The sequence below is a fragment of the Spirosoma arcticum genome (assembly GCF_054779955.1).
This window is the reverse complement of the sequence record NZ_BAAGXG010000005.1, coordinates 333,799-354,097: the sequence shown is the minus strand read 5'-3', so window position 1 is coordinate 354,097 and position 20,299 is coordinate 333,799. Positions and strand designations below refer to the sequence as shown.

Below are 20,299 nucleotides of genomic sequence, written 5' to 3'. Positions count from 1 at the left end.
ATTGTGAAGATACAAGCTATTCTTAAAATAATACTCTTTTCGCGTTGATTTATTGACGAGCGTTCAGGTAAGCACTTGTTACGCACGTAACTCGAGTTCTGCTGGTAACACAAACTAAATTTTTAAACAAAATAGCAAGTTACCTCTTCTACCTCCGTCCACTTTCTTCACTGCGTAAATGATGAGCAATCAGGCACTGCCTTTACTGAGTGTGATTAATAGTAGACGATATATAAATTGGCAATCAGACTGTTGCAACAAGTAGTTGATTGTATAATAACTCAACGAGACATACTAACATGGATAAGATACAGGTGTTAACAAGCGGACTTCGGTTTCCGGAGGGTCCGGCGTTTGATGCATCAGGCTGTCTGTGGTGCGTCGAACAGGAAGGAGAAGGCTTATTTTGCCGCGACAAAGACGGCAGCACCATGCGGGTGCATACGGGAGGCCGACCCAATGGAGCCGTAATTCAGGATGAACACGTATGGTTTTGTGATTCAGGTCAAAATGCCATCCGGCGCATGAGCATAGAAACCAAGACCATTGACACGATCCTAACCGAAATTGGTGGCCGACCGCTCAACAAACCGAACGACCTGCTGTTCGATGAGCGAAGCAATCTGATTTTCACGTGCCCCGGTTCAGAAGACGGGAAGGATGCGGGCTATGTGGCCGTTCGTACGCCCGGTGGCCTCGTCAACGTGATTGCCGATGGCCTGACCTACCCAAACGGACTGGCATTCTTGCCAAATACTAAAACGTTACTAATTGCTGAAACGCACCGCCAACGAATTTGGGAAGGGTTTTGGGATAACGAAGGATTAAGCTGGGAAACCATTCGGGTGTGGGCGCACGTCATCGACGCACCAGCGAACGCGCCCTTTCCCGGCCCCGATGGGATGGCCGTTGGTCCTGATGGAAACTTGTATACAGCGGTATTTGGCGCGGGCCTAATTCGGGTGTTATCGGCCGAAGGCGAGTTTATTCGGGACATCAGTCTGCCCGGTCAAAACCCCACCAACTGCATCTTCGATCCATCCGGCAAATTGGGCTTGGTCGTCACCGAAAGTGAACGCGGGGAATTGCTGAGCATTGCTCTTTGAATCTTACACGTCTACGTCAGTTCGGCCAATACCGTAACGCCCCCTTTGGTGCGGTCGCCGATCTTCACGTTTATTTCAGCATCTAATGGCAGAAAAACATCAACCCGTGAGCCAAACTTAATAAAACCCATTTCCTGACCCTGTTCAACGGGTTGGCCTTCTTTCACGTACCAGATGATGCGCCGGGCTACGGCTCCGGCAATTTGTCGCATCAACACTTGCGTGCCCCCGGCCGATTCGATTACGACGGTCGTTCGCTCATTTTCCGTACTTGATTTTGGATGCCATGCCACTAAGTATTTGCCCGGATAGTACTTGAAATACCGCACAACGCCGGATACGGGATTGCGGTTGACGTGAACGTTGAGGGGTGACATGAAAATAGAAATCTGCCGCCGACGCGCTTTAAAATATTCGCCTTCTTCAGTTTCTTCGATCACGACGATGGTGCCGTCGGCGGGGGCAATCACCTGAGTTTCGCCCGTTGTGAGCAGTCGGTTTGGTATGCGAAAGAACTGCACAACCAGCCCAAACAAGATGATACTGGCCAGCGCTAAGAGCACAATCGCTGTGGTATTGTCGGAGAACAGGTAAAAATAGGCAAGCAGATTAAGCGTTAGCAGAATCAGCCCCGTTGTCAGCATTATGGTGTTCCCTTCCCGGTGTAAGTGCATCGTAGAAATGTATGATGTATGAACGGTCCGCCGTTGCGGTATGCTATATTTTCAATGCATCGAGTATGGGCAAAAGTATACATCATACATTACACATCATACATCTCCTTTAGTATCCTCCCCGAAATTTGTAGGTACTGGCCACTTTGTCGATGGCTACAATGTAAGCCGCCAGGCGCATGGGTACCTGATACTTTTGCGACGTTTCAAACACCCGGTCGAAGGCATCTTTCATGACGCGGTCAGCCCGGCGGTTGATGCGGTCGAGTGTCCACTTATAGCCAATTCGGTTCTGTACCCACTCAAAATAGGATACCGTTACACCCCCGGCGTTGGCCAGAATGTCGGGCACAACCAGAATGCCTTTAGAGTTGATAATTTCATCGGCCGAGGCCGAGGTTGGCCCATTGGCCCCCTCCACAATCATCTTGGCTTGAATCGACCCGGCATTATCGTCGGTGATGACATCTTCCTTAGCGGCTGGCACCAACACGTCCACGGCCAGTGACAGCAACTCCTCATTTGAAATCTTCTCTGCTCCGCTGAAACCGTCCAGCGTGCCTTTGTTGGCATTACGATAGGTGACAGCCGCCGTAATATCGATGCCAGCCGCGTTGTAGTAGCCTCCCGAAATATCGCTGACGGCCACAACCGTAACGCCCCGCTCGTGGAGCAGTTCGGCCGCAAACGAGCCGACGTTCCCAAAGCCCTGAATGGCAGCTGTTGTGCGGTAGGGGTTCATCCGTAGCTTGTCCATAGCCGCTAAGGCCGCCACCGTAACGCCCCGCCCGGTAGCCTCGGTGCGACCCAGTGAGCCGCCCAGCACGAGTGGTTTGCCTGTCACAACATTGTTGACGGTCATGCCTTTTGCTTTCGAGTATTCGTCTACAATCCAGGCCATTTCGCGGGGACCGGTGCCCATGTCGGGAGCCGGTATGTCGCGGTCGGGACCAAATACGTCGAGCATCGCCACGGTGTACTGACGGATGAGTCGCTCAATTTCGCCCGCCGACATCTCGCGCGGGTTGCAGGCAATACCCCCTTTGGCACCACCATACGGAATATCGACAACGGCGCACTTCCACGTCATCCAGGCCGCCAACGCACGTACTTCGTCGAGGTGAACGCCGGGGTCGAGCCGGATACCACCCTTGGACGGACCCAGAATATTGGAGTGAATGACGCGGTATCCCTCAAATACCCGAATGCTACCGTTGTCCATAGTGACGGGTAAGCCAACAATAACCTGACGGGCCGGTACCTTCAAAATATCATACATCTCGTCTGAAATGCCCAACATGCGGGCAGCCGCGTCAAAGCGCGACATCATTGACTCAAGTGGATTTTCTTTATCTTTTATCGGGGCTGGTTCAATGTATGCCATAGCCATAACTTTGGTAGATAAACTAAAAATGACAGCGAAGTGTAGCGCAAACTTACTAAAACTACAACGATATACTGAAAAGTATATTTTTTCTATGATTAATCTAATAATTAAACTCCGTATAATCGTTTACATTACTTTACAAGTTCAGAATACTTTATCAGCAAGTTTGAGAGCCGCCAAATTTTAATTGGGTAAGTTGCTGTTTCGTAATTTGATAAAAAAAGCGTGAACATATAACTTACGGGTGTACTGATTGAAAATCCCCCTGAAATACGTTAATTTTGTGGCCTTATTAAGCGTATCACCCCATATAGATAAGCGGTATGGTTCAGGAAGAAAGGAAACGTTATTCGGAAGAAGATCTTCGGGAGTTTCAGGTACTGATTAGTTCGAAGCTCGAAGCCACGCGTAGCGAATTGAATTACATTAAAGAAACACTAAGCAAGCGAAATGACAGCGGTACCGACAATACGTCGGGCAACTCGAAGGCGCTCGAAGACGGGGCTGACACCAGCGAACGCGAGAACCTAAGTCAGTTGGCCGCCCGTTTGCAGAAGTTTACCCAGCAATTGGACGCAGCTATGGTGCGCATCAAAAACGGAACCTATGGCATCTGCAAGGATACTGGCAAGTTGATTCCGAAGGAGCGACTCCGGGCGGTGCCCCATACGCAGCAAACTATTGAAGCCAAGCTAAGGCAGTCCAATTAGAGTTCGCCTGTTCGCTGTGTTCCAGAACTGTCGTCAGCTTACTGAACGACAGCGTAACTTTCTGACGCCTGACTAATCATATATTCTTAATCTAAACAGCTTCGGTGGTCAGTCCATCGGGGCTGTTCTGGTTTCTGGGGGAACAGAAGCTGTTACATACCCTTCCCGTTGTCTGCTAAGCCGCGGAGCAACGGCGCAGATGAATGAGTGGGCGGTTTTTCTACAATCCTGTTCCCAATTGTCAACCGATGAGTGGTTGGGAAAGGATTTGACTGATGACAGCACGTAGTTTTTTGACATGCGTAGTATCCAATTGTTGGTTGCTGCGGCTGAAATAAGCTGTTTACGTTAGCTCATGTAGTTTCCCTAACACAGTACACTACGTTTTTTAAACAAATTGGACGTTTTTTTGTAGATACGGCAGAGCAGCAAAACTAAATGCTCACGATCATGCTGGAACGTTTGGAAGAAATTCGGGAAAACATATTCCGTTATCTGGAAGCACGCATTGAACTTTTCACGCTCGAAACGCGGGGGAAACTGGAAGAAGGCGTTGTTGTTGGCGTTCACGGTATTGTACTCGCATTACTGGGCACAATGACGACCATCTTTCTTTTTAGCTTATTGGCTGCTTACCTGAATCAATTGACCGACAGCCGGTACATGGGCTTTTTAATTGTAGCCGGGTTCTTCTTATTATTAACCGTCATCTGGATCGCAGCAAAAGACTTCTTTAAGTCGAAAATCAGGGTGGCTGCTTACAATGCCATCAAGAAAAGCCAAGAAAAAAAGGTTGAAGAAAAGTCGGATGCGGTTCAGGAGTTGATGGCTCAAACACGCACGTCGATCAATGAAACGGCCGAGCGTGCTGCCGCTACCCAAGCGGACCCCCGGACACGTTGATACGCAGCAACTGGCATAACTGAATTCATTAATTTACCCGAATAAAATGTATAAATATGGAAGACCCAAAAGTGCCTTTCGCTGATACCACCGCCCGCCGGGCGCAGTTGATGGCCGCTACGGAGCGGTTCAAATCCTCAATTACCGACAGTGTTGATTCAATTAAAGGAGACGCAAATGAGATTGGTAAAACGGCTGCGTTTGTTGGAGGTGCCGCTTTAGCCGTATATTTGATTGCTAATGCCATCTTGCCCAAGTCCGATGAGTACCGATACGCCGAGAAGTATGGTGAACTGGACGAACAAGACTACGACGATGATGAAGATGATGACAACGATGCTCAGCCATCTTCTCGCGAGGGCGTAAAGAAACAAGCGAAAAAAACGCAAAAGTCCGCAGCCGCAAGTGGGTTGATAGGGGGTCTGGTAACGTCGATCCTAACCAATATCGCCCGCGAACAACTAAGTGGATTTTTGAGCCGCATCCGTCAGAATAATGCCATCAACCCAGCCGCCGAGCCAAACCCAACGGAATACCACGAAAAGGCTCCCACACAGCCTATTGACTACACTACGCAGTCGTAAAGAAGCTGGCCAAAAATCACTTGCCGTCTTGCTCGATCCCGATAAGGTCGAGCAAGACGCGCTTAAGGCCCTGCTCATCCGTACACGTACGTATCCGATTGATTTTTTTCTGGTAGGCGGCAGCTTAGTCACCGACTACGTTCATAAGGAGGTTATCGCGACAATTCGTCGGCATACAGCAATCCCCGTTATTCTTTTTCCGGGTAATCCGCTGCACATTGAACCCTCGGCCGATGCCATTCTTTTTCTATCGCTCATCTCAGGCCGAAACCCCGAATTTTTAATTGGTCAGCATGTTATTGCTGCTCCGCTGCTCAAAAAAAGTGGTTTGGAAATTCTGCCAACCGGGTATATGCTCGTTGACAGTGGTACGCAAACGACCGTTTCTTACGTTAGTGGAACAATGCCGTTGCCCCATGATAAACCCGGTGTAGCAGCATGCACGGCCATGGCGGGCGAAATGCTCGGTCTTCAGTTAATCTATTTAGATGCGGGCAGTGGTGCTCCCCGTCCGGTGTCCCCCGAAATGATCGAGGCCGTTCGAGCGGTAATCGAAACGCCCCTTGTGGTTGGGGGAGGTATAAACACGGGTGAAAAAGCGTACAAAGCGCTGAAGGCGGGGGCCGATATGATTGTGGTTGGGAATGGTCTCGAACAGGACCCGGATTTGCTACCGCAACTGTCGGCTGTTATACATGAATTTAATCAGTCAGCCGCCGTTAATGCTAATGTATGAGACCTGTATCAAATGCGTTGCTTTTTCTGATTAGCCTTGCTACGACACTGTTGTTGAGTAGCGCAAATGCCCCTGCCCAAACGCGTAATGAATTAATTTATACGGTTGTAGAGCAACAACCGGAGTTTCCGGGTGGAAAAGCCGCGCTCAGTCGGTATCTGGCTGCCAATATTCGGTTTCCCAGTTCGCTGATGCGCAAAAACTACAATACCGGTCCGGTTGCTGCCAGGTTTATTATTGATAAGTCGGGCACAGTGCGTGACGTTCGGGTCACGACGAAACCGCTCAGTAAGGACATGCAAAAAGGGATGCAGGAGTTTATGACAACGATCATCGCGGCTATTGAGAAAATGCCTCCCTGGCGTCCTGGACAGGTTAATGGCCAGTCGGTGTCGGTTTTTTACACCTTGCCAATCGAGGTGACACTGTAATAAGAGAGTCGTAAGTCAAAGAAGTGGTAAGTCGTAAGTGGCTGACGCGAGAGCAAACCCCTCGCGTCAGCCACTTACGACTTTTCCTTACACATTCATCAACGATTCCCGACGGCGCATTTTGCCAGCCGGAATGCCGAACATCATCTTGAATCGGCGGCAGAAGTAGGCCGTATCTTTATACCCAACTTCGGCGCCAATAGCCCGAATGCTCTTCTTACTTGTCCGCAACAATCCAACGGCTGCTTCCATCCGCTGGTACTCAATATAATCCTGCGGGTTAATGCCGGTTAGCATCTTAAAATACTGCCCAACGTAATCTTCCGACACGTTCGCCACATTAGCCAGAACCTTGTTCGACAGGTCGCCACCGAGGTTTTCCTTGATGTAAGCGAAGATGTCGATCAGACGCGGGTCTTTAAAATACGTGCTATTCGTAACCAGTTGTTCGACGAACAACCTGTTTTTAAGAATGTACCGAACAACTTCAATAACAATTTCTTCGGTTTTAATCTTGATGATACGCCCTTTACCAGCCAGATCGGTCATGTCTTCGGCCAGAATCTGATCGATGGTATTCGCTAAGTGATCCTCCCGTTTGATGATAAACGGTGGTACGTCGAGCGAGTTGAAGAAGTTAACCGAGTCGAACACCTTTGCCTCGAACGATACGTAGCCAAACGAGTTTGGCATGTGTCCAATCAGTTTCGGATCATGGTTGCCTTCCCAGTACGATTCCCGGTGCGTCATAAACTCCTCATTCGATACACCTTTGGCGCTTGAGGGGTCGCCGTAGGTAACGGTCACGTGTTTGCCGCCCGGAATGAACAGCATATCGCCCACGTCCACCTTTATTTTTTCGTCGCCAATGGATACTTCACCATTGTAAAGAATCAACAACGTGTTCTCGACATCGTAGAAATTCTTTATCGTAATCGGTTGGAGAATCCGAATGTTGCGGGCCTTGATAAACTTGACACCGAGCGATTCGATAATTTTATTGTAGTCTTCCATAACAGAAAGGGGTGTGTCTCTAAAATGCTTTTGCGCCCAAAGTTGCACAAAACTAATAAGTTGTACAAAACTAATATTAGTATAAAAGTTTCTGTATATAAAAAAAAGAGTGCGAATTCGCTTGGAAGACGCACTCTACCCCTAAAAAAATTCTATTTATCCAAGAAAATACTTATCGAACGAGTTCGCGGGCTATCACTAATTTTTGTATTTCAGACGTACCCTCGTAAATCTGGGTGATTTTTGCGTCGCGCATCAGGCGCTCCACATGGAATTCTTTCACGTAGCCGTAGCCGCCATGAATCTGTACCGCTTCGGTTGTGGCCCACATCGCTACGTCCGACGCAAAGAGTTTGGCCATGGCAGCCGCCTGCACATAATCCTTATGTTCGTCTTTGATCCGGGCTGCTTTGTAAACCAGCAACCGGGCCGCTTCAATCTTGGTCGCCATTTCAGCTAATTTGAACTGAATAGCCTGGTGTTCAAATATCTGCTTTCCAAACGCCCTACGCTCCTGACTGTATTTTAAAGCTAATTCGTAGGCCCCGGCCGCGATACCCAACGCCTGTGCCGCAATGCCAATGCGTCCTCCATTCAACGTCGACATGGCGAATTTGAAGCCGAAACCGTCATCGCCGATCCTATTTTGCTTCGGCACCCGCACGTCCGTGAACAGTAGTGAGTGTGTGTCCGACGCCCGAATGCCCATTTTATCTTCTTTCTTGCCGACAACAAAGCCCGGTACGCCTTTCTCAACGAGAAGGCAATTGATACCCCGGTGTTTTTTCTCGCGGTCGGTTTGCGCAATTACTAGGCAGATGCCCGATGAATTGCCGTTGGTAATCCAGTTTTTGGTGCCGTTCAGCAGGTAATAATCGCCTTTGTCTTCGGCGGTTGTGGCTTGTGAGGTAGCGTCGGAACCGGCTTCGGGTTCCGACAGGCAGAACGCGCCAATCGTTTCGCCGGTGGCCAATCGAGTGAGGTACGTTTGCTTTTGTTCCTCCGTGCCATACGCTTCGAGGCCATAGCAAACGAGCGAATTATTGACCGACATGACAACCGAGGCCGACGCGTCGACTTTGGATATTTCCTCCATCGCCAGCACGTAAGAAACCGTGTCCATGCCGCCCCCACCATACTCGGGCGACACCATCATACCCATAAAGCCCAGTTCGCCCATCCGCTTTACCTGCGCAGCCGGAAACCGGGCCTCGTTGTCGCGCTCAACAATGCCCGGCATCAATTCATTCTGCGCAAAATCGCGGGCCGCTTCCTGGACGGCGAGGTGTTCCTCTGATAAGTTAAAATTCAATCCCTGTAACTCCAGCGTTGCCGTTGCCATCTGAATTAGGTAATTTAATGTATTATGTGTTTGTTGAGAAGATTGTAAAGATACAAAAAAGCTACATAAATGGTATGCACGCATACTGTTTTCGCCACTAACTATTCGAACAGCAGGGTAATCAACTCTGCCACGCAGGCCGGTTTGTGCTCACCGTCTACTTCAAATGCACATTCAATGATCGCCCGCACCCCGTTGGAACCTTCATTCGCGTTTTGCGGCTCAACATGGTGGAGCCAGGATTTCATGCGCAACCGACTCCCAACGGGCACGGCGTTGGTAAAGCGAATTTTGTTGGCTCCGTAGTTAACGCCCATCTTCACAGACTCAACCTGGTAAATCTCTGCCATAAGCTTGGGGGCCAGCGAGAGCGTCAGAAAGCCGTGCGCGATAGCTGCTTTATAGGGTGATTCGCGGGCGGCACGTTCGGGGTCGGTATGAATCCACTGATGATCGCCGGTAGCCTGGGCAAACAGATTGATCATTTCCTGGGTGATGGTCATGTACTCGGTTTCGCCAAGCGACTGCCCGGCATGAGCCGAAAAGTCGGCCAGATTCGCGAAGGTTTGCATAGGTGTTCTGGTTTTGTGCAAATTTGCCGCCATGACCGAAGCCGACGACGTTTTGTTTTTTGATTACGAAGGCAACCGGCTGGCGTACCATAAAGTTGGGCATGGTCCGGCGACATTGGTGGGATTTCATGGTTTTGGGCAAACCGGACACGTCTTTTACCCCCTCAACGAAACGGCAGGTCATCGGTTCACGATCTTTGCCATCGATCTTTTCTTTCACGGCGACAGTCGATACACCAGCAATCAACTACTAACCAAAACGGGCTGGCAAAGGTTAATGGCGGCTTTTCTGGAAGCACACCGCATCGGTCGATTCTCGCTCATCGGATTCAGTTTAGGTGGCCGGTTCGCGCTGTCAACGGTTGAAGCCTTCGCCGACCGGCTCGACCAACTAATCCTGATTGCGCCCGACGGCATCACTCACAATGTCTGGTATCGGCTGGCAACGACGACCAGCGCCGGACGATGGCTATTCCGACACGGATTGCGGCATTTATCAGCGCTTGATCAGCTTGGTCACGCGCTCGTTTGGGCTGGTCTGTTGAACCGAACGGCCATGCGTTTCGCCGAATTATCGCTCAGTACGTCGACGCAACGAACGCTGGTGTACCGCGTCTGGACACAGTTCCGGCTGATTTATCCCGATTTAGATGTAGCGAGTGCGTCGCTTACCAAGCATTCGGTACGCGTTCGGTTTTTCACGGGTGCCTTCGACCGAATCGTGCCCGGTGCGTTTATCCTGCCGCTCACCGACCAGTTGCAGCGGTACGAGTTGACAGTTCTGAAAACGGGACATAATCACCTGATTGAGTTAATGGCGAACGAGTTGGGAGGGTGAGTGTATGAGCTTGTATCGCAGATACTTTTACACTTAAACACTTCTTTTCAACGCCCCACGCAGCACCTGCCACAGTCCGGCGACAGAGACAAGAATTAGTGCGGCTACGATAAGCTGACCCCATCCGCTTTGATTGGGATTGTTGAGCAGGGTCCGAATCTCACGGGCTTCGCGTCCCGACCAGATCGCCAGCAGCGTTCGGGGCGTCATGCCCAGGAATCCCCCCAAGAGAATATTTCTGAGTTTAGCGCCCGATAGCGCAAATACTAAATTCGTTAGGCCGAAGGGTAAAATAGGGGAGAGTTTGGTGAAGAAGATGACTTCTAATTCTTTGTTCAAAATACGGTCGAGTACCGACTGCGCTTTAGGATTTCGACGTAGAAACTGTAAAAGTTGGTCCTGATCCAGCCAATGCACCAGGAGGTTGATAAGCAAAATACCGCCGAAGTTGATAATAAACAGGGGCAAAACGGCCTGCCAGCCCATAAAGTACCCAAAGAGAAGGGCCAGAATTGTAGGGGGCGTCAGACCGGCCGACGTAATGGCGAACGCAATGGTGAGACCCGCCCAATGCCAGGCCGTCAGTGCCCGAATTGCTGGCTCGTGAACAACGGCGTAATACGTCAGCACCGACGTAAAAAGAATCGGCAGGACTGATAGGAGGACCCCCGCGATAGCCGGACCGGTTAATTTTTGGAGAATGGTGTACTTCACTAATGAGGTAACGGTTGACAGACTGGTTTTGTGCATGGCAGACGGTCCGCGATACAAGTACTACCTTTGCGGCTATGAAATTCGGAACCAAAGCCATCCACGCCGGTGTCGAGCCGGACCCTACGACGGGCGCCATCATGACGCCTATTTATCAAACGTCGACTTACGTGCAGGAGTCACCGGGCAAGCACAAAGGCTACGAGTACGCCCGGACGCAAAACCCCACGCGGACGGTGCTGCAGAATAACCTTGCGGCTCTCGAAAACGGCAAACACGGCATTTGCTATTCCTCTGGCTTAGGCGCTACGGATGCTATTCTGAAGTTATTCCGGCCCGGCGACGAGATCATTGCCAGCAATGACCTCTACGGTGGTACGTACCGGATCATGGTGCGCGTTTTTCAGGAGTTTGGCCTGAAATTCAACTTTGTTGATTTGTCGAACCCGACCAAGTTGGAAGCCGCTATTTCGCCCTCAACGAAGATGGTCTGGATAGAAACGCCGACGAACCCGCTGCTCCGCTTAGTCGATGTTGAAGCTATTGCTGCCATTACAAAGCCGAACGGTATTCAGTTGGTGGTGGACAACACGTTTGCATCGCCCTATCTGCAAAACCCGCTCGAGCTTGGGGCTGACATGGTATTGCATTCGGTTACCAAGTACCTCGGTGGCCACTCAGATACGGTCATGGGTGCTATCATCCTGAACGACGACGAGATAGCCCAGCGGCTGACCTTCATCCAGAACGCCTGCGGGGCCGTTCCGGGTCCCCAGGATTGTTTTTTAGTGTTGCGCGGCATTAAAACCCTGCACATCCGCATGGAGCGCCACTGCCAAAATGCCCTGAAGGTTGCTCAGTACTTACAGCAACATCCAAAGGTGAGTCAGGTGCATTATCCCGGTCTGGCGTCGCATCCCGGCCACGAGTTGGCTAAACGGCAGATGCGTGGCTTCGGCGGAATGCTATCATTCGAGTTAGTTGGCGACTCGATGCCCGAAGCCGTGCGGGTAATGGAAAGTTTTGGGGTGTTTTCATTAGCTGAATCGCTGGGGGGCGTCGAATCGTTGTGTACGCACCCGGCGAGTATGACCCACGCCAGCATTCCCAAAGAAGAGCGCGAGAAGAACGGACTCAAAGACACGCTCATCCGGCTCAGCGTCGGCATTGAAGACGTTGATGACCTAATTCAGGATTTGGCGCAGGCGATTGGGTAAATCTAAAGAGCGCTCCTTCCGCGTCTGGGTGTTTCTCCCAGAACGCCTTCAAGGTGCTTACGGATATAATGTGCATAGCCACTGCGCCACTGCCTATCCCAGCTTCTTGTACCGAATGCGGGTTGGCGTGGCGTCAGTGCCTAACCGTTTACGCCGGTTTTCTTCGTACTCCGAGAAGTTGCCTTCAAACCAGTACACTTGTGAGTCACCCTCGAACGCCAGAATATGCGTGGCGATGCGGTCCAGAAACCAGCGGTCGTGGCTGATGACCACAGCGCAGCCCGCGAAATTCTCTAAGCCCTCTTCCAGAGCCCGCAAGGTGTTGACGTCAAGGTCGTTGGTTGGCTCATCCAGCAGCAGCAGGTTCGCGCCTTCTTTCAGTGTCATGGCTAAGTGAACGCGGTTGCGCTCCCCACCCGATAGCAGTCCGACTTTCTTTTCCTGATCGGCCCCGGCAAAGTTGAACCGGCTCACGTAGGCGCGGGCATTGGCCTGCTTGCCACCCAGCATAATCCAGTCGTTGCCACCCGCAATAGTCTCGTACACCGTCTTGCTGGGGTCTAAACCGTCGTGTTCCTGATCGACGTACGCCCACTTGACTGTATCGCCCACGTCGAATGTACCGGCGTCGGGTTTATCGCGGCCAGTGATGAGTTTAAAGAGCGTTGTTTTACCCGCGCCGTTTGGTCCAATGATGCCCACAATGCCGCCTTGTGGCAGCCGGAAGCCCAGATGCTCGAACAGCAGCCGGTCGCCGAAGGCTTTCGCCACATCGTCGGCTTCGATGACTTTAGCACCGAGCCGCGGGCCAGAGGGAATGAAGATTTCGAGCCGTTCGTCTTTTTGGCGGCTGTCTTCGTCTAAGAGTTTTTCGTAAGCCCCCAACCGGGCTTTTGATTTTGCCTGCCGGGCTTTGGGAGCCATCCGCACCCATTCTAACTCGCGTTGAAGCGTTTTTTGCCGTTTCGATTCGGTCTTCTCTTCTTTGGCTAAGCGGTTCGACTTCTGCTCTAACCACGATGAATAATTGCCTTTCCACGGGATACCCTCACCCCGGTCGAGTTCGAGAATCCAGCCGGCTACGTTATCCAAGAAATAACGATCGTGCGTCACGGCGATCACCGTTCCGGCGTACTGACGCAGGTGTTCTTCGAGCCACAGCACCGATTCGGCGTCGAGGTGGTTGGTTGGCTCATCGAGCAGGAGCACGTCGGGTTGCTGAAGCAGCAGGCGGCACAGGGCTACGCGCCGTCTTTCGCCCCCGGACAGCACATCGATGGCGGCCTCGGGTGGTGGGCAACGGAGCGCGTCCATGGCCCGTTCGAGTTTCTGGTCAAGTTCCCAGCCGTTAAAATGGTCAATTTTCTCCTGCACTTCGCCCTGTCGGGCAATCAGCTTATCGAAGTCAGCGTCGGGGTCACCAAACGCTTCATTGATCTCCTCAAATTCCTTCAGCAGGTTCACTACTTCCTGAACGCCTTCTTCAACGACCTCGCGAACGGTGCGGCCGGGTGTGAACTGCGGCTCCTGTTCGAGCATGCCAACCGAGTAACCGGGTGAGAAAACGACTTCGCCCGTGTAGTTCTTGTCGATGCCCGCAATGATGCGCATCAGCGTTGATTTCCCGGAACCATTTAGCCCCAAAACACCGATTTTAGCGCCGTAAAAGAAGGAAAGGTATATGTTCTTTAGGATTTGTCGGTTGGGCGGAATATTTTTACTCACACCGGCCATTGAAAAAATTATGGTTTCCTGGCTCATTAAATTCTAATAGATTTGTGGTTGGCAATAACCACCAAAATTAACCCACAGCGCAGCCTTAACCAAGAACAGTAATGGAAAACGCTTCACTGGTAGACGAATACGGTTACGTCTTAGACGGAAAGGTATTTTTGAAAGGCTACCTGAATTTTGAAGACCGCCAGATCGGCGAAGTCAAACGTACTGAGCAGGAAGCGCTCGATTATTTCAGGAATCGCTTCGTTATCGCCGAAAACAAGGTAAGCCAGTTAGAGAACGACATTGCGGAGGCTCAAAACAAAGGATCGTATCTGACAAAGCTGGTGCAGCTCCGGAGAAAACTGATCGGTTTTGATGCCCTCGGCAATTTTCCACCCCTGCTTGATCGCTTAGATGCTCAGGAAGACATTCTTTCTAACCTGATTTCGGTCAATCAGCTCAAGAATCTTGAAATAAAACGTGCCCTGATTGGCGAGGCAGAAGCTGTTGCTGACAGTACCGAATGGCGGGAAACGGCCGATGCGTTGCAGGAAATTAAGACGAAATGGATTAAAACCGGACCCGTTGACAAATCTGTCGAAGCGGAGGTTGAAGATCGGTTTCAGGCGCTCTTAGATGCATTCTTCACGCGCCGACGTGAGTATTTCAATGAGCAGAACAAGGTCATTCAGGAGCGCCTGGATAAGTACGATGAGTTGATCCGCCTGGCGTTTCGGGCAAACCGGCTTGGCGACTTAGATGCGGCTTTTCTGGAAGTTCGGCGACTCAACAACGCCTGGAAACAGGTTGGCGAGGTACCGATCAAAAAGAGCGGTAAATTGTACAAATCGTTTAAAAAGGCGACGACGGCTTTCTACGCGAAATACAACGAGGTTAAAGGTATCGTTATCGTGCCGAAGGTCGACCCCCGCATCGAACAGCAGATGAAGATGGCCGACGAGGCCGAGAAACTATCGAAACAGGACGACATTTTCGCGGCTGCCGAGCGGGCCAAAGTGCTGCTCAACAGTTGGAAAGAGATCCGGGTGCCCTTTAAGATGCAGGACAAGACGGTTAACGAACGCTTCCGGGCCGCCTGCGACAAGATTTTTGAATTGAGCTACCTTGGCCGTGTGCTTACCCGCAAATACCCAGCTTTCGAGCTGAAAAGCCAGTCGGAGCAGGTACGGACCAAGATTCGGGAAATGGAGTATCTCGTTAAGCGCGAAAAAAGTGATTTACAGTTTGCGCTTCAGGACGTCGATGGTCTCGATCCCAACAAAGACGAAGACAAACAGATACTGAACAAGATTAACACCCAGAAGCGCAAGATCGCCATGAAAGAAACGATCCTGCGCGAGTTCCAGAAGCAGTTGGAAACGGTGGGGTATTGACGGTTTTATTATTATGAAAAAACTGAAACGTGCCCCGGCTCAACACTGGGGCACGTTTCAGTTTAAGGCTTTGTTTATTAAGTATGGAAACGAACACGACCGCACCCGCAATGTTGACTGACGCCGAGTTTCGGGCGTTGATCCCACTTAACAAATTCGTCCGGCTCCACTATTTCACCGATCTGCGCGAGTTCATCAAGACCGATGCGCTGACGAAAGCAATTATCGTAATAGATGGCGTCGATCATCTTGAATTAGCCACCGGCGAACAAATTCCACTCGACCGGGTGATCCGCATCGACGGTCACCTATCGCCCAACTATCCCGGCTACGACGATTACTCATGCGCTTGTTAGGTTGTCGGACAAATTAATTGCGTTGAATTTTAATTGATTTCGTGACAGCTGACTGATGGCCCGGTCAGCTATTTTTATGCTTGGAATAAGTTAGTGAACACCGTCTTTATTTCGTGAAAACTCTCTGGCGCGACCTGCGCGACCACATCCGAACTGATTTCCGATCCGATTTATACGTGGCTACGGCGCTGTGGCTCGCGCTGCTTCTATCCACCAATTATTACCTCGATTTTGAGGACAGCTATATCGACTCATTCCAGAACGACCCGCGCTGGCCATTGCTGTATTTCTCGCTCTACGCAACCGCTTACTACGGCAGTGTTTGGCTTTGGACGTATTTTCATCGTCGGCCGAACGTATGGCGCAACCGCGACTTCTGGCTCCGAAGTGGCACGGCTCTCGTCTGTTACTCCATTTATGCCGGGTTCTATGCTCATACCGCCTGGAGTCAGCAACTATTTGACGGACAGGTATTTGTTTTTCTGTATTACTGCTTCCGTAACCTGCAATCGGTGCTGACAATTGTGTTGCCGCTATTTTTATTCTACAGGTTTGTGGACCGGCAACCGTCTAACTTCTATGGCATGGCTCCTAAACGAAAGGGCTTGGCGCTCTACGCGTTAATGCTGGTGTTGATGGTTCCGCTCATCACACTGGCGTCGTTTCAGCCGGATTTCTTGGCGTCTTACCCAACGTACAAAGATACCAATGCCAACGAATTCTTTAGTGTGCCGGAGTGGGTAACGGCTCTGATCTACGAACTGTGTTACGGCTGGGATTTCGTGCCGACCGAATTACTGTTCCGAGGCTTTTTGGTTATTGGGATGAGCCAGGTGCTGGGGCGCGGGGCGGTGTTACCGATGGTCGTTTGGTACTGCGCCATCCACTTCGGCCGACCATTGGGCGAAGCTGTGTCGTCGGTATTTGGCGGGTATCTGCTGGGCATACTGGCCCTGAGTACTCGTAGCATATGGGGTGGCCTGCTCATCCACATCGGTATTGCGTGGGGGATGGAGATTGCCGCTTTTTTGCAGTCGTAACTATGCCAAACTCACTAACTCGGTCAGTTCCTCGTCGCTCAGGTCGCCGAGCCACGTTTCGCCGGTTTTGATGCTGAGGTTGGCGAGTTCGCGTTTGGAGCGGATCATGGCGTCGATTTTCTCTTCCAGCGTGCCCTGATTCATCAGCCGATACACCAGCACATTCTTGGTTTGACCGATGCGGAAAGCGCGGTCGGTGGCCTGGCTCTCAACGGCGGGGTTCCACCACAAATCGTAGTGAATCACGTGGTTCGCTTGGGTCAGGTTCAGGCCGGTGCCGCCCGCTTTGAGCGATAGAATAAACGTGTGGTCGGAGCGGTTGCGCTGGAATTGCTCCACCATCTCATCGCGGTGGGGGCGGGAGGTGCCGCCGTGTAGAAACAGGGGCTGCTGCCCAAATGCCTGCTGAATGAACTGCTGCAACAGTTCACCCATCTCGCGGTACTGCGTAAAAATCAGCACTTTCTCGTGATTGGCGTAAATCGTCTCGAGCAGATTGAGCAACAGCGTTGCTTTGCCGGAAAGGGCTGGGTTGCTGTTGCCTTTCTTCAGATACTGATGCGGGTGATTACCGATTTGCTTGAGGGCCGTCATCAGTTTGAGCACTAAGCCGCGTCGGGCAATGCCGTCCTTATCTTCGATGGCCCGCAAACTCTCCTGCACCACGCTTTGATACAGAGCCGCCTGTTCGGGGGTGAGGGCGCAAAACTGGTTGTTCTCGATTTTGTCGGGTAGGTCGCTGATGATAGTTTTGTCAGTTTTCACGCGCCGGAGCAGGAACGGACTCGTTACACGCCGAAACTGATCGAGTTTCTGATGGTCGCGCTCCTGCTGAATCGGCTTGCCAAACTCCTCATTGAATTTGCTTAACCCGCCCAGATACCCCTTGTTCACGAAGTCCATAATGCTCCAGAACTCCGACAGCCGGTTTTCAACAGGCGTACCGCTGAGGGCAATCCGAATCGGTGATTTCAGCGCTTTTACGGCTTTGGTTTGTTCTGTATCGCTGTTTTTAATGTTTTGTGCTTCGTCAATAATGACCACCGCCCAGGTCGTTTTTTTGAACGTGTCGAGGTCCGAACGCACCACGCCATAGGTAGTCAGTAACAGATCATACGTATCCGATGCAGTTGGCAGCTTCCGGCCAGAACCGTGGTACACCCGCGCCTGTAATTCCGGCGCAAATCGGGCGATCTCTTTCTGCCAGTTAGTGAGCAGAGTTGTTGGTAAAACGACCAGTCCCTTTTGCTTTTTGAACCGACCTTCTTGCCTGAATTTAAGCAGCAATGCAATGATTTGCAACGTTTTACCCAATCCCATGTCGTCGGCCAGCAGACTGCCCATGCCGAGGGCCGTGTTTTTAACGAGCCAGTCGTAGCCGCGCTGCTGGTAAGGGCGCAGTTGGGCGTTAAGCGCGTCTGGGAGAGCTTGTTCGGGGCTGTCGGTGAATTTTTTGATGAGCGCCCGTACTTCCCCTGAAATGCCCAGCCGACCACCCTTATATTCTTCTGTTAGAGCGGCCCGCAACAGTTCAGGGCCGGTCAGTTCGGGTGGGCTTTCAAGTTGTTTGTATAGCTTGGTAAGGTCGGCAGGGTCGAGCAGGACGTACTGATCTTTGATTTTGACCAAACCCGTTGAGTTGTTAACCAGTTTTTGGAACTCCCGAACATTCACCATTTCATCGCCGAGCGCCACCTGCCAGTCGAAAGTAAGCATATCGTCCAGCCGCATAAACGCGTTGTTGGCCGTAACCTTGGCCTTGAGCCGCCCGCCCACCTGCGGCCGGACCCAGTGCCGAAGCGACCTGGGCAGCAGGAGCGCGATACCAAGCAACTGCATTCGGGGAAGCGTGTCTAAAAGGACTTTCACAAAATCCTGCGGTTTATAAAACAGGTGTGCGGGTCCGTTCTTTTGCGTTAATTTGGCCAAATCGGGGAAGTGACGGGAGAGCACCAGCAGATCCTGTAAAACGGCCATTCGGATGCCCGAGTGCTTCTTCTCGGTCAATAGTTCGGGCAGTGGAATGGGAGCGGTGGCATCGGCTGCTTCCCGGTCACGGATTAGTAAGCTAAGCCGGAACTCGTCTCCTAACTCGTTGTCCTCCACCGTCAGAATGGGCACGAAGCGTTTGTGGGTTAGGAAAAAGTCATTGAGCCAGAGCTGCATAGCCAGTGGCATCTCCCGCTTCCCAAATCCCTCAAACCGCAAGGTTTCGACGCCGAAGAACAGCCGGTCGGCATCTTCGAGTGGCCAGCGTTCCCAGAGTTCAATAGTCGTTTGCTTAATAGTTGGGCGCATCAGCAGAGAGCAGAGCGTGAGCACCTGCTGCTCGTTGGGCAAGGCCAGAATATCCTTCTGCCAGCGTACCGATAGCAACGTAGGCGGCAGTTGCGTAGCGAGTTGATTGGTCAGGTTGCGGACCGTTTCGTTGAGCGTAGCGGGCAACCACCGAACCCGGTGCTGCTCTTCGGCCGGACCAACCCTCAGGAGTTGCGGTACTACCGCGCCCCGGCGCAGGAGCGCGGTCGCAAACTGCTGCGTCAGGTATAACCCCCGTACCGAGTCGCTCATTTCGGGCCAGTCGGCTTCGGTGAGGGTGCCAAGCCAGCTCGTCAGGTTGCTCATCGTAAACTCCTTCAGCGGTCGGGGTTCGCCGTGTTCGCTAAAGATGTTGATCTTGCGCAGCTCCATTACCTCGTCGACCTGCAACTCAATGCTATCGCTGAAGCTGGGAAACTCGTCGCTCGTGGCTGGTTTGGTACTTGTCAACTGGGTTGCGTCCGCCTTGCTGAACAGCTTGTAGGACTTCGCAAGCGACTTATGAAAATCACCTTTGGCGAAGGTTACCTCCAGGGCCAGCAGGTCGAGCAGTTGATCGGACAGGGGTGGTATGGTCGCGAAATCCAACCCGGCGCGGACGGTGTCGTCAGGTTTCCAATCCTCGTCTTCGTCAGGAATATCGTCAGTGCATAAGTCTTTCAACGATAATACGGCTTCCATACCCGCGCCGGGCGAGTCGGTTTTGAGTTTTTGCAACTCCGCTAAAATGTCTAAGCCTTTTAGCTGGAAAACCAGAAAGGGGTTTCGGTCGATCTCGTTGGCAATTACATAAACTACGGCTGCGAGGTGCTTACAAGGAATGGCGTAGTCGGGGCAGGAGCACCCCATCGTTAAATCCTCGAATGTGCGTGGAAATAATCTGATACCCCGTTTTTTGGCAAATTCGGTGAGTTCATTGGGGAGTTGGCGGTTAAGTAGCTGCGCCAGAATTGCCGGGTTTTCGCGGATTTCGGTGAGGAGCCAATCCTGTTCCTGTTCTATGAACAGCGGCACCGACAGCTTGGACCGATACGGCCGGGGGGCCGATCCCTTAATGGATGCACTAATTTGATTCCCGTCTATTTTTAACCCCTGCACGGCCCCTTTATTGGCGTAGGTTTTGCCGCGCGGCAGGCGGTTAGCCATGTCAATGCTGGTCAGGGCGTTGAGCCACTGCTGTCCCCACCACGTTTTGCCGTAGGTGATACGTTCCGCCATGTTTGCTGGTTTGAAAACTAATTTGGGT

The 20,299-nt window shown here is 51.6% G+C and carries 19 protein-coding genes; 11 read left to right on the top strand and 8 right to left on the bottom strand.

The genetic code is table 11. The annotated features are described in order from the left end of the window. Positions 1 to 299 precede the first annotated feature (299 nt). Positions 300 to 1,106 carry an SMP-30/gluconolactonase/LRE family protein gene (locus ACYVHB_RS13705; RefSeq protein ID WP_461052309.1) on the top strand — a complete coding sequence of 269 codons (807 nt, stop codon included), beginning with the start codon at positions 300 to 302 and terminating at the stop codon, positions 1,104 to 1,106. A gap of 11 nt (positions 1,107 to 1,117) precedes the next feature. On the opposite strand, the gene ACYVHB_RS13700 is transcribed toward ACYVHB_RS13705, so the two are convergent. Both ACYVHB_RS13700 and ACYVHB_RS13695 read right to left on the bottom strand, forming a co-directional pair. Then, positions 1,118 to 1,780 carry a phosphatidylserine decarboxylase family protein gene (locus ACYVHB_RS13700; RefSeq protein ID WP_461052308.1) on the bottom strand — a complete coding sequence of 221 codons (663 nt, stop codon included), beginning with the start codon at positions 1,778 to 1,780 and terminating at the stop codon, positions 1,118 to 1,120. A 109-nt stretch (positions 1,781 to 1,889) separates the two neighbouring features. Next, positions 1,890 to 3,164, bottom strand: coding sequence for a Glu/Leu/Phe/Val family dehydrogenase (locus ACYVHB_RS13695; protein WP_461052307.1), 1,275 nt, complete (start codon positions 3,162 to 3,164; stop codon positions 1,890 to 1,892). A 326-nt stretch (positions 3,165 to 3,490) separates the two neighbouring features. Between ACYVHB_RS13695 and ACYVHB_RS13690 the strand changes: the two genes are divergently transcribed. The 5 genes from ACYVHB_RS13690 (at position 3,491) to ACYVHB_RS13670 (ending at position 6,531) form a co-directional block, all read left to right on the top strand. After that, complete coding sequence (locus ACYVHB_RS13690) at positions 3,491 to 3,877, top strand: TraR/DksA family transcriptional regulator (protein ID WP_461052306.1); 387 nt, start codon at positions 3,491 to 3,493, stop codon at positions 3,875 to 3,877. A 450-nt stretch (positions 3,878 to 4,327) separates the two neighbouring features. Continuing rightward, on the top strand, positions 4,328 to 4,780 hold the full coding sequence (locus ACYVHB_RS13685; protein WP_461052305.1) for a phage holin family protein: 453 nt from the start codon (positions 4,328 to 4,330) through the stop codon (positions 4,778 to 4,780). Positions 4,781 to 4,836: 56 nt separating this feature from the next. Next, on the top strand, positions 4,837 to 5,364 hold the full coding sequence (locus ACYVHB_RS13680; protein ID WP_461052304.1) for a hypothetical protein: 528 nt from the start codon (positions 4,837 to 4,839) through the stop codon (positions 5,362 to 5,364). A 28-nt stretch (positions 5,365 to 5,392) separates the two neighbouring features. Beyond that, on the top strand, positions 5,393 to 6,100 hold the full coding sequence (locus tag ACYVHB_RS13675) for a phosphoglycerol geranylgeranyltransferase (RefSeq protein ID WP_461052303.1): 708 nt from the start codon (positions 5,393 to 5,395) through the stop codon (positions 6,098 to 6,100). Further along, positions 6,097 to 6,531 (top strand): energy transducer TonB, encoded by a 435-nt coding sequence (locus tag ACYVHB_RS13670; RefSeq protein WP_461052302.1) that lies wholly within the window; start codon positions 6,097 to 6,099, stop codon positions 6,529 to 6,531. Before ACYVHB_RS13675 ends, ACYVHB_RS13670 begins: the two co-directional genes overlap by 4 nt. 87 nt (positions 6,532 to 6,618) lie before the next feature. On the opposite strand, the gene ACYVHB_RS13665 is transcribed toward ACYVHB_RS13670, so the two are convergent. The 3 genes from ACYVHB_RS13665 to ACYVHB_RS13655 all read right to left on the bottom strand — a co-directional run bounded on the left by ACYVHB_RS13665 (position 6,619) and on the right by ACYVHB_RS13655 (position 9,459). Continuing rightward, complete coding sequence (locus ACYVHB_RS13665; RefSeq protein ID WP_461052301.1) at positions 6,619 to 7,545, bottom strand: AraC family transcriptional regulator; 927 nt, start codon at positions 7,543 to 7,545, stop codon at positions 6,619 to 6,621. Between the two features lie 172 nt (positions 7,546 to 7,717). Beyond that, positions 7,718 to 8,887 (bottom strand): acyl-CoA dehydrogenase, encoded by a 1,170-nt coding sequence (locus ACYVHB_RS13660; protein ID WP_461052300.1) that lies wholly within the window; start codon positions 8,885 to 8,887, stop codon positions 7,718 to 7,720. Positions 8,888 to 8,988: 101 nt separating this feature from the next. Further along, positions 8,989 to 9,459, bottom strand: a complete 471-nt coding sequence (locus tag ACYVHB_RS13655) for a MaoC family dehydratase (RefSeq protein ID WP_461052299.1) — start codon at positions 9,457 to 9,459, stop codon at positions 8,989 to 8,991. 31 nt (positions 9,460 to 9,490) lie between these two features. On the opposite strand from ACYVHB_RS13655, the gene ACYVHB_RS13650 reads away from it, so the two are divergent. Then, positions 9,491 to 10,297, top strand: coding sequence for an alpha/beta fold hydrolase (locus ACYVHB_RS13650; protein WP_461052298.1), 807 nt, complete (start codon positions 9,491 to 9,493; stop codon positions 10,295 to 10,297). Positions 10,298 to 10,330: 33 nt separating this feature from the next. On the opposite strand, the gene ACYVHB_RS13645 is transcribed toward ACYVHB_RS13650, so the two are convergent. After that, positions 10,331 to 11,047, bottom strand: a complete 717-nt coding sequence (locus tag ACYVHB_RS13645; RefSeq protein WP_461052297.1) for a TVP38/TMEM64 family protein — start codon at positions 11,045 to 11,047, stop codon at positions 10,331 to 10,333. Here ACYVHB_RS13645 and ACYVHB_RS13640 point away from each other — a divergent pair. Continuing rightward, complete coding sequence (locus ACYVHB_RS13640) at positions 11,026 to 12,225, top strand: cystathionine gamma-synthase (protein WP_461052296.1); 1,200 nt, start codon at positions 11,026 to 11,028, stop codon at positions 12,223 to 12,225. The two genes, ACYVHB_RS13645 and ACYVHB_RS13640, sit on opposite strands and share 22 nt — an antisense overlap. A gap of 93 nt (positions 12,226 to 12,318) precedes the next feature. On the opposite strand, the gene ettA is transcribed toward ACYVHB_RS13640, so the two are convergent. Next, complete coding sequence (ettA, locus tag ACYVHB_RS13635) at positions 12,319 to 13,986, bottom strand: energy-dependent translational throttle protein EttA (RefSeq protein WP_461052295.1); 1,668 nt, start codon at positions 13,984 to 13,986, stop codon at positions 12,319 to 12,321. Between the two features lie 74 nt (positions 13,987 to 14,060). Here ettA and ACYVHB_RS13630 point away from each other — a divergent pair, with 74 nt between their 5' ends. From ACYVHB_RS13630 to ACYVHB_RS13620, 3 genes are all read left to right on the top strand, one after another. Continuing rightward, positions 14,061 to 15,338 (top strand): DUF349 domain-containing protein, encoded by a 1,278-nt coding sequence (locus ACYVHB_RS13630; protein WP_461052294.1) that lies wholly within the window; start codon positions 14,061 to 14,063, stop codon positions 15,336 to 15,338. 83 nt (positions 15,339 to 15,421) lie between these two features. Next, positions 15,422 to 15,694, top strand: a complete 273-nt coding sequence (locus ACYVHB_RS13625; RefSeq protein ID WP_461052293.1) for a hypothetical protein — start codon at positions 15,422 to 15,424, stop codon at positions 15,692 to 15,694. Between the two features lie 113 nt (positions 15,695 to 15,807). Next, positions 15,808 to 16,734 (top strand): CPBP family intramembrane glutamic endopeptidase, encoded by a 927-nt coding sequence (locus tag ACYVHB_RS13620; RefSeq protein ID WP_461052292.1) that lies wholly within the window; start codon positions 15,808 to 15,810, stop codon positions 16,732 to 16,734. Here ACYVHB_RS13620 and ACYVHB_RS13615 read toward each other — a convergent pair whose 3' ends face one another. Continuing rightward, positions 16,735 to 20,271 carry an SNF2-related protein gene (locus tag ACYVHB_RS13615; RefSeq protein ID WP_461052291.1) on the bottom strand — a complete coding sequence of 1,179 codons (3,537 nt, stop codon included), beginning with the start codon at positions 20,269 to 20,271 and terminating at the stop codon, positions 16,735 to 16,737. Positions 20,272 to 20,299 lie beyond the last annotated feature (28 nt).